The organism is Candidatus Poribacteria bacterium (assembly GCA_021295715.1).
Lineage (GTDB): Bacteria > Poribacteria > WGA-4E > WGA-4E > WGA-3G > WGA-3G.
The window spans coordinates 1-8,873 of the sequence record JAGWBV010000120.1 but is presented as its reverse complement, the minus strand read 5'-3'; the positions used below and the strand labels follow the sequence as shown (position 1 = coordinate 8,873).

The window sequence follows — 8,873 nt, the reverse complement described above, 5'->3', positions numbered from 1 at the left end:
CGTCACAATCAAGCGTGACCCCGTAGGCGACTACTATCTCTACATCACGTGTGAGGACTGTGAACCTTCCGAGAAACTCTCTTTGACCGGTAATGTGGCAGGGGCGGACTTCGGAATGAAAACATTTCTCACACTTTCAGACGGGACGAAAATAGATTCGCCAGAGTTCTATAAACAAGGTCTCAACGCAATCCGTTCCGCAAACAAGGCACTCTCCCGCAAGCAAAAGGGTTCAAGTGCCTGGTATCGTGCAAAGTGGCATCTCGCCCGTGTTCATAAGGAAATCGCCAATAGGAGACGCGATTGGTTCTTCAAGTTGGCACTCCGCCTTGTTCGGAAATATGATACACTTGCGATTGAGACGCTCAATCTTGAAGGTATGAAGAAACTGTGGGGACGGAAAATCTCTGATATAGCCTTGGGTGAATTTGTTCAATGGACGTGTGCCAAATACGGTAAAACATTGTTGAAAGCAGGTCGCTGGACGCCTACGACAAAGCCGTGTTCGGCGTGTGGACACCTCAACGAAGATCTAACGCTTTCAGATAGGCAATGGACATGTCCCGACTGTGGGTCTCACCACGACAGGGACGTCAACGCTGCGATCAACATTTTGCAGGCTGGGGTACCCGCGTAACAATGCGCGATAAAGCCGTTCGATCGCACCTTCGTGAGTGCGGCGGAGACGGAAGACGGTGGACTCTCTGAGAAAACCGCAGTCGCTACGAAACCGAGGTTTCCCACGCCTTTAGGCGTTGGGTGGTATCACCGGGTTCAATGGTAATAATGTCTGTGTAATCCATTTCCAGCTCCTCTATCTGACAGCATATCACGCTTGAGTGTTTTTAATCCATATTTATCTGCGAGGCGCGTGGCTTTACTGCAGAATAGCCGTATCGTCTGCACTGTGAACAAGATGAGGGCTCAGGTCGTAGTCGCCATCCAACGAAATATCGTCAAGCAGGACGACTTCCCCGGAACTCGCCGATTGGTGCATGGCGAACACCGTTTGGACGACGTGCAAGTTGCCACGGCCATGCGTAATAGGTGTCTCTCCAGTGCGCAGACACTTTTGGAAGTGAGCCATCACGTTTCCGAAGGCATCTGGAAACCACGTTCCCTCAATCGACGGTTTCATCTCACGTGTTTCCGGCTCCGTGAGGTGAACCGTCATGTCACCACTATTGCCGTAGATTGCCCCTTTGGTGCCTTGAATGCGGATTTCCTCGTGAGGGTGCTGTAAATTGCGTCCAGAATCGGCAAGGAACGCCCAGTTGCACGAAAGCAAGCCTTGGACACCACTCCGACTCTTGAAAAGTGTGAGGGAAACGGTTTCTCCCTCCTCAATAGACCTGTTATGCCCGTGTGCTTGGCAGTAAACACTCTCATATTCACCGAACCACTTATGCACAAGTCCAATGTGATGCACTTGCATCGCTGGAATCAGATGGCGTTCGGGGAACTCGGTGTAGAACCCGTTGCAGGTTATTGAGACATGGTAGATTTCACCGAGGTGCTCAGCGTTGATGTAGGGTTCAATAGCAAGGAAACCGGGAACAAAGCAGGAATTCTGGTTTACCATGAGCTGCACGTTGTGTTGCTCACAAGTCTCTACCATTTCAACGGCTTGTCGCATTGACATTGAGAACGGTTTTTGGCAGAGAACATGCTTACCAGCCTCAGCAGCGGCTTTGACGATGGGGGAACGGATCCAGGGTTGCACTGCCATGTCAACCACATCAACATCAGCATCGGCAATCAGGTCAGCGATACGAGTATATCGCTTATCGATTTGAAATTGTTCTCCAACCTCGGTAAGGCGTCCTGCATCTTTGTCACAGATTGCAGCAACGCGTAACCCTTGACGTTGATAACCGATCAAATGCTGCTGTCCGATACCCAACCCAATCAAACCGATCCCGAATTCCTGCTTGTTTGTCATTGTATGGATTGTCCCCCAACGCACAGCTGCGAGACGGTTAGATGCCTAACCCTTCGTCAATTTCGCGCTGGTATGTATTAATTGATTCATCGAGCATCTGATCTATTTGAACGATCTGTCCCGTTGCACCCGACTCAAGCATTGCATAGGAAAGGGCGACTGACCGAGTACCCTGATATGCATCTACTTCAACCTCACTGTTTCCAGCGATAGCTTCAGCAAAGTCCCCATATTCGATAGCGATAATCTTCGGGTCAATTTGCGTAAACGGCAATTCATACTTCCACAGCCGATCTCCGCCGAAAAGATCTGTTGTGACGGCGTCTAAGCGAAAGTCTGGAACGAGATCCAAGAGTCGTTCGTCGTTAATTGTTTCCTGTCCGTTAATATTGAGGGTGATAATTCCACCGCTCCGATCGCCGGGGAGTGTCATAGAACCTTGGGATCCGTGGATTTTCCGAAGCCAACCGCCTTGTCCCCATGCGCCGTGGTCTTCAATATATTGCCCGACAACGCCATTTTTGAAAGTCAAGGTCGCATAAGCCGCATCCTCTGCAGTCGCCTCAAATTCCGCAGGCATCTTGCGTTGCCATTTCGTATACACCCCAGCAGGATTAGAGCCGGATTCACCGGTCACTGCGGCAGCATTATACCGGATCGGTTCATGGAGTCGGGTCTGGGCATAAATTGTGTCAATATCACCAAGAAGATACTCGATCATGTCCGCATAGTGAACACCGACATCAAGTAGGACACCACTTTGATCTTTCTGGTGTCGCCAGACGGAGATAGTCATACGATTTGTGCCACCGATTGCGTGGTGAATGAGGAAACGTGGTTTGCCGATGACCTCTGCATCCAGCAGTGCTTTTGCGAGTCGATTGATCGGGTCGCGCCGATAGTTTTCTGCGACGCTGAGAATCGCATCGGATGCATCGGCGGCACGACGAATAAGGTTACACGCTCGAACGGTTAACCCCATGGGTTTTTCGACCATAGTGTGCCAGCCACGTTCAAGGGTTTCAATAGCGACGGTGTGATGATACGGGGGTGTCGTCGTCACATCCACAGCATCTACCCCGACTTCAGCGAGTTCTTCCAGACTCCCAACAACAGCAGGTTTCTCACCAAAACGTTCTTCTGCTTGTGAAGCGAGCGACTCGGCATTAGCGAGGACAGGATCACATGCACCGACAAGGTTAAACCGCGTCCATCCTACCCGATGAAGTTCTGCCAACCCGTACATGTGTCGGTGTCCCATACCGCCACATCCAACGATTGCCAATCTAATTTTATCCATACTATCTCCCCGCAGCTGACGCGCGTCGCGCCTTCTTTATTCATTAAGGATTCTTTCTAACCGCTTGAGATCAATTTCCATTTGTGTCGGCTTGTCACGGTAATATTGGGAGCGATTAATCACCTTCCTCGCATATCTTTTTCCGCTGCTAATCAGTGGACCGCGTATTCTCACCTTACCGGGACCGACGTTGTACGCTCCGAGTGCCAAAGTCAAATTATTCAAATATTTTTCGTAGAGCATTTTGAAATAAGTTAAACCCGCGTGCAAGTTTCTGTTCGGGTCAAATCGTTCATCTATGTTCGGGTCGAGTTTCGGTTTCCTTCTATTTTTGTATTTCGGCACCTTGAGCCCAAGATCTTGTGCGGCATCGGGCATGAGCTGCATTAAGCCTGCTGCTCCGTTGTTTGATACAGCGAGTGGGTTAAAGTTAGATTCGGTATGAATGATAGCAAGCATGAGTGCTACATCAACGTCGTATTCCCGTGCGATTTGGGCACCCTTATATTCTGAAGCTTTTCGTTTTGATTGTCGCCGCTGCGTTTCTGTTGATTGTCCTATAATAGTGTCACTGGTTGGAGGTTTCTGTGAAGCGGGTTGTGCCGCCCCAAAAGACATGCCTACTGAAGCGAGATGTCTATGCTTCAGATCATTGTGATTCAAATATGTATAATGGAACTGCTTCCCTAATTGGTTCAGTGAAAACCCTATGCTCCAAGATTGGGAAGGGGTTCCCGTGCCAAAGGTAAACATTGATCCGACGCGAGCCGCGATCGTTCTATTTCCGATTTCTATGCTTGTACCAAAACACGGATGGATAATATCGAGTCGATTGTGCCATCGGATAATCGGGTGAGGCGTTAGGACAGCACCGAGCGCAAGTTGCTGATCGAAGGTTTGCAACACCTGACCGTCTCTATGTCGAATGGTTACACCAGCAATATCGCGTAATCGCATCCCTACAGCAAGGTGAGGGTTAATCTCTGTGAGCAGGCCAACATCATAATTTTGTGCCCAGAGGCTACCATAATAAGGTGCCCGGCTATACCCTGTGCTGGCACCCAGTTGAAAACTTCCTAATCTCTTGGCATAAGAAAAAAGTGCTTGATTATTGCCGAGTTCAAAGCTGCCAACCGGGTTTGCGGTGTGTTCTAAGAGGAACCGATCGCTGCGATTTAAATCAAGGAAATTTACACCAAATGTACCAATATATTTGATAGGATAAGCGATGGAGACGGCGCCTTGGGAGAGGTCGTAAATCAGGTTTCCGCGTTCCAACGTGGCAAGTCCCGCAGGATTCCAGAGTGGACTTGTTGCGTCGTCTGCGCTGCTAATAACTGCCCCGCTCAACCCAAGTCCGCGTGTGCCGACTTCGGGTCTCAGGTTGAGAGGGTCTGATAATGTGCTTTCTTGACTGAGAAAATACGCTAATAAGAAAAAAACAACCGCTACGAGTAGCAAACCCGGTTTATGGTATAGTAATGTGATTTGTTGGATTTTCACTTCTGCCTTTGTACCTAATTTCAAAATGTAAATGGGGTCCTGTTGAAATACCAGTGTTCCCGGAAAGCCCAATTACCCTTCCCTTTGTGACAGTTTGCCCAACTCTCACTCTGATGTGTGACAAGTGTCCATACCATGTCGTGAAATCGCCCTCGTGTTCGATACCTACGAGTTTACCGTAACCCCCTCTCCGTCCAGCAAAGATAACCCGACCTGCTCGTGAAGCATAAACGCGGGTACCAGTAGCGGCACGAAAATCTATGCCTTCATGGCGCTGGTAGCGGCGAGTCACAGGGTGAGGCCGATAACCATACTTTGAGGTTACAACTAAAGGGCCCCGAAGCGGATTGCCAAAACTGAGACTGTCATCTCGGTGAATACGAAGTCTTGTGCCAATCTGGAGGGTGCGAGGCGAGGATATCCCATTAATTCGCTGAAGGTCCTGTGGTTCCATATTATGGCGGAGCGCGATACTCCACAACGTATCCCCAGCTTTAACTTTATACCAAACACCTTCGACAGGCGCGCTAGGGATTAAGAGTTTTTCCCCGATTTGCAACCGTTTCGTTGGCTGAATGCTGTTAGCTTGGATAATGTTTTTGAGAGGCACCTTGTACTTTCGAGAGAGCCCCCACAGTGTATCCCCTTTTTGAACCTGATGTTGGTGGGGACCACCAGCGTTTAGTTCCGTTCCAGAGATCGCCATCACAGATATAGCAACTATAAAAATACGAATCAATTTTCTCTTCATTTGATACCCTAAGACAATGCAAAAACAAACGCTGCCGGCATGTCAAACGTATCCGATACGACTATCGCTTGTGTAGAACAGGTTTTATTTTTGCGAACTAATCTCTAACGGTTAACAAAACCGTTTTCGTTTCTGAAAAAATTTGGGTATCGGTATCAATTCCAGAGGCGCCGACTGAAACAACCTCGCTAATCACAGTCACAATAAGTTGGATGACTTCAACTTGAACGTTCTCACCATTTAACGTTTGGGGAGCAGTCCAAGTAATTGGATTTTCGCTGGAGGCGGAAAGCCTCCCATGATTTGTAATATTCAGCCAGTTCAACGTGACACTGGTACCTCTAACCCCTTTGACGGAAGCAGCTAATTCCACCTCTTCACCGGGTTCCACCGTTTTTTTCGTAACGGTGACTTTTACGTCAAGATCGGCGATCTGCCCCGTTGTCTCCTCAGCGTCCAAGTTTCCTTCTGCAAGTTCAACGACACCATCGGTGCTTTCACTGCTCTCAGTGGTTACGTCCCCTTCTGATACAGGGTTGTTTAGGTTGCTTCCACCGCAGCTCACGAAACTTAATACGAAACCTGTGAGGAAAATGTAAAAAGATATTGTAAGGAACTGAGATCCTTTCATGACACCACCTCTCTTTATGTTTAGATCAATCAAAACGCTTATGCGCCCTGAGACTAACACGACTACTATTTTGTCTTGAAAAAACGAGTCGCGAAGAGAGTTGGTTACAAAAAATCAAACAGATTCAAAAACAGGATGTGAGGCTGGAAGGAGTATTCCAGCCTGATTGGTTGTTATTTCTTTGTGCTTTCTATTTCCTGACGCAGGAACGCAAGAATATCAGCGATATCCTGATCACTAAGGATGTCAGGGGCATAGAACGGCATAAGAGATCCACCGCCGCGAATTTTGGTAGCCCAACGCACCATTGTTTTATCAATATCACGAGGGGCTCTGGAGCGGACGAGTTGCGGACCGATGCCAGATTTATTGGCTGCTGGATGGCAGACAACGCATGCACGTCCAAAAAGTTCCCATCCCTTGCTTGAATCACCACTCATGGCACCGATTTTCTCACCTGCTGCTTTTTTCCCATCGTCGTCCAGCATTGCGATTTCGAATTCGGGTCCTTTGTTGTCACCAGAGATAACTTCAAAATAAGCCATGAGTGCTTCGGCATGCTCTGCTGGAATTGCTGTGGGATTAACTTTATCGCCGGGGATCCGCTGTAAGAAATGCTCATAACAGAAGCCGCCGCCGCCAGCCGCACGCGCGAAATCCGCGCCTTTAATCATTCCGCCTTTGGCTTCTCCTCGGTGGGGGACACCGACAACACTGTGCCCTGCTCGAATCAGACCGTCTGGATTTGCGGCATCATCGAAATCAGCATGGCAGTTTGCACAAGAAAGCCCAGTTGCGTACCCGGATCTGTTACCTGGTTTAATCGTTCCTTTAAAAGTTGGATCGTGGAAAAGTTCGCGCCCCAATTGCGCTTTGTCTGACATTTGGGCTTGCGTGAGAAGGATAAATCCTGCAATCAAAACACCACAAAAGCCAAATGAAACAAATTTACGCATTATAAATCTCCTTTCAAGGTAGTAACTTTAAATATCTTACTAAATGCTTAATTTATTGTCAACAAAAAAATGAAAAAATATATTTTGCCTTGGATTTTGTGCTTGTATGATCCCAATTCTGAGCAAAAATCACTTAAATTGATTCTAAAATAGCAATATAGGGTAAATTTCGATACTGCTGTGCATAGTCAAGTCCGTACCCAACAACGAACGTATCTGGAATTTCAAAACCGATGTAATCAACAGGAACAGGCACTTGACGTTGAGACGGTTTATCAAGTAATGTACAAACCTTAACGGTTTTCGGGTTCAACGCCTGAAGGTGTTCACGGAGAAAAGTTAAAGTCCGTCCAGTATCAACAATATCTTCCACGATGAGGACATGTCGCTCTTTGAGATAATCGCTACCGCCGCGGATAAGCTTTACTGTCGAAGGTCGCGTACTATCGTGGTAACTCATGAGTTGCACAAACTCAAAACGAAGCGCGACTTCTCTCGTTTGACTTTCATCTTGTGCTTTAAAGATAGCACGGGCAAGATCCGCGAAGAAAAGGACGCTGCCTCTAAGGACACCAAGTAGTACCAACTCCTTGTTCTCATAATCTGTGAATATCTGCGTGCCGAGTTCACGAATGCGGTTCTGAAGGCAAGATTCAGAAATGAGAACGGATTCAGGAGAAGGTTTAGTCACTGACATAACGTAGGTAAAGATATTGCCGCGTGCCTGGATGAATCTTGAACGGTTCGCTGGTGGTATAACCAACGATCCAGAGAACCTCGTCGCCACAAACAAGCATTGGAATGCGATCGCGTTCGTCGCGAGGCACCTTGGTGTCTATCATGAAATCCTTAATCTTTTTCGTTCCCCGCATACCGTATGGCTGAAATCTGTCGCCTTGCCGTCGATTGCGTATTGTCAGCGGAAGTGCTTCTGAGGAGAGATCTACGAACGCTCCCTCTACCTTTTCATAATCAAAAATTGCTTCAAGTCTTCCATCCGGTAACGTCCCGACCTCACGGGACCGAATATCGCCCAATTCAGCCATAATTTCCGTATTTAAAGCAGCGATAAATGTTTTACCGGGAACAGCCAGCGGATAAACAAAGCTCTCAATTTCAATTGGAAATGGCGATCTGGAATTTATGTTTACCTCAAAGATAAGATACTGATATACACGTCGGAATCGTAAGCCGTTTGGAAGTGCCAATACAGCACTCGGAGCATCCCCTTCGATAAGGCTTAGCATTGCTTCACAATGTGTAAAATAGAGATCACCCGTCTCCCTTGACATTTCAAAGAAACTCTGCCGAAGTACCCGTCTCTGGACTGCGATGTGAAACTGTTGGAACTTCACTCTGTCCAACACGACACTTTCCGATGCTGCGAGTACCTTAACCCTATCTGAATCTCGAACGCGGCAGGTCTCAAACGCCTCTTGTGCAACTGTGTCGAGGTATTCCGATTCAGCCCCTAATACATCAGCAGTTCGGCTTAATCCGACTCTGATATTTGGATTATAGTCGCTTTCAAGCCTCGGTATCAACTCATGACGAATACGATTGCGAAAATAACGGATATCTGTGTTGGTTGAATCATGCCGTGGTACTAACCCCTTGGATGTAAGGAATGCTTCAATCTGTTGCCGTGTAAATCCGGCGAGGGGTCGAATACTTTTGACAGTAAGTTTTGGCTTGCAAGCTGTGCCAAAAAATTTAATGTCTCGGACAGACAGAATACCTTTCAACCCAGTGGATCCACTCCCGCGAATGAGGTTCATCAGAACCGTCTC

9 protein-coding genes are annotated in these 8,873 nt (G+C 47.7%); 1 reads left to right on the top strand and 8 read right to left on the bottom strand.

Annotated elements, in window-relative coordinates:
- Nucleotides 1–637, top strand: a 637-nt coding sequence (locus J4G07_20925; protein MCE2416450.1) for a transposase, incomplete at its 5' end; no start/stop codon positions are given.
- 240 nt (nt 638–877) lie between these two features.
- Here J4G07_20925 and J4G07_20920 read toward each other — a convergent pair.
- The 8 genes from J4G07_20920 to tilS form a co-directional block, all read right to left on the bottom strand.
- Nucleotides 878–1,942 (bottom strand): Gfo/Idh/MocA family oxidoreductase, encoded by a 1,065-nt coding sequence (locus tag J4G07_20920; GenBank protein MCE2416449.1) that lies wholly within the window; start codon nt 1,940–1,942, stop codon nt 878–880.
- Between the two features lie 37 nt (nt 1,943–1,979).
- The gene (locus J4G07_20915) at nt 1,980–3,242 is read right to left on the bottom strand and encodes a Gfo/Idh/MocA family oxidoreductase (GenBank protein ID MCE2416448.1); all 1,263 of its coding nucleotides are present in this window, start codon (nt 3,240–3,242) and stop codon (nt 1,980–1,982) included.
- 36 nt (nt 3,243–3,278) lie between these two features.
- Nucleotides 3,279–4,745: a transglycosylase SLT domain-containing protein gene (locus tag J4G07_20910; GenBank protein ID MCE2416447.1), complete on the bottom strand. Its 1,467-nt coding sequence runs from the start codon at nt 4,743–4,745 to the stop codon at nt 3,279–3,281.
- Complete coding sequence (locus J4G07_20905; protein MCE2416446.1) at nt 4,711–5,496, bottom strand: M23 family metallopeptidase; 786 nt, start codon at nt 5,494–5,496, stop codon at nt 4,711–4,713. The genes J4G07_20910 and J4G07_20905 overlap by 35 nt, the downstream gene beginning before the upstream one ends.
- A 97-nt stretch (nt 5,497–5,593) precedes the next feature.
- A complete protein-coding gene (locus tag J4G07_20900; GenBank protein MCE2416445.1) occupies nt 5,594–6,127 on the bottom strand; it encodes a hypothetical protein in 534 nt (177 codons plus the stop codon).
- A gap of 173 nt (nt 6,128–6,300) precedes the next feature.
- Nucleotides 6,301–7,083, bottom strand: a complete 783-nt coding sequence (locus tag J4G07_20895) for a c-type cytochrome (GenBank protein ID MCE2416444.1) — start codon at nt 7,081–7,083, stop codon at nt 6,301–6,303.
- A gap of 133 nt (nt 7,084–7,216) precedes the next feature.
- Nucleotides 7,217–7,780 carry a hypoxanthine phosphoribosyltransferase gene (gene hpt / locus J4G07_20890; protein ID MCE2416443.1) on the bottom strand — a complete coding sequence of 188 codons (564 nt, stop codon included), beginning with the start codon at nt 7,778–7,780 and terminating at the stop codon, nt 7,217–7,219.
- On the bottom strand, nt 7,767–8,873 hold a 1,107-nt coding region (gene tilS / locus J4G07_20885), incomplete at its 5' end, for a tRNA lysidine(34) synthetase TilS (GenBank protein ID MCE2416442.1). The genes tilS and hpt, both read right to left, overlap by 14 nt.

What these genes read in the sequence shown, in the direction of transcription:
- J4G07_20900 (MCE2416445.1), bottom strand. Translation starts at nt 6,127, where the DNA reads ATGAAAGGATCTCAGTTCCTTACAATATCTTTTTACATTTTCCTCACA.
- J4G07_20915 (MCE2416448.1), bottom strand. Translation starts at nt 3,242, where the DNA reads ATGGATAAAATTAGATTGGCAATCGTTGGATGTGGCGGTATGGGACAC.
- J4G07_20905 (MCE2416446.1), bottom strand. Translation starts at nt 5,496, where the DNA reads ATGAAGAGAAAATTGATTCGTATTTTTATAGTTGCTATATCTGTGATG.
- J4G07_20920 (MCE2416449.1), bottom strand. Translation starts at nt 1,942, where the DNA reads ATGACAAACAAGCAGGAATTCGGGATCGGTTTGATTGGGTTGGGTATC.
- J4G07_20895 (MCE2416444.1), bottom strand. Translation starts at nt 7,083, where the DNA reads ATGCGTAAATTTGTTTCATTTGGCTTTTGTGGTGTTTTGATTGCAGGA.
- hpt (MCE2416443.1), bottom strand. Translation starts at nt 7,780, where the DNA reads ATGTCAGTGACTAAACCTTCTCCTGAATCCGTTCTCATTTCTGAATCT.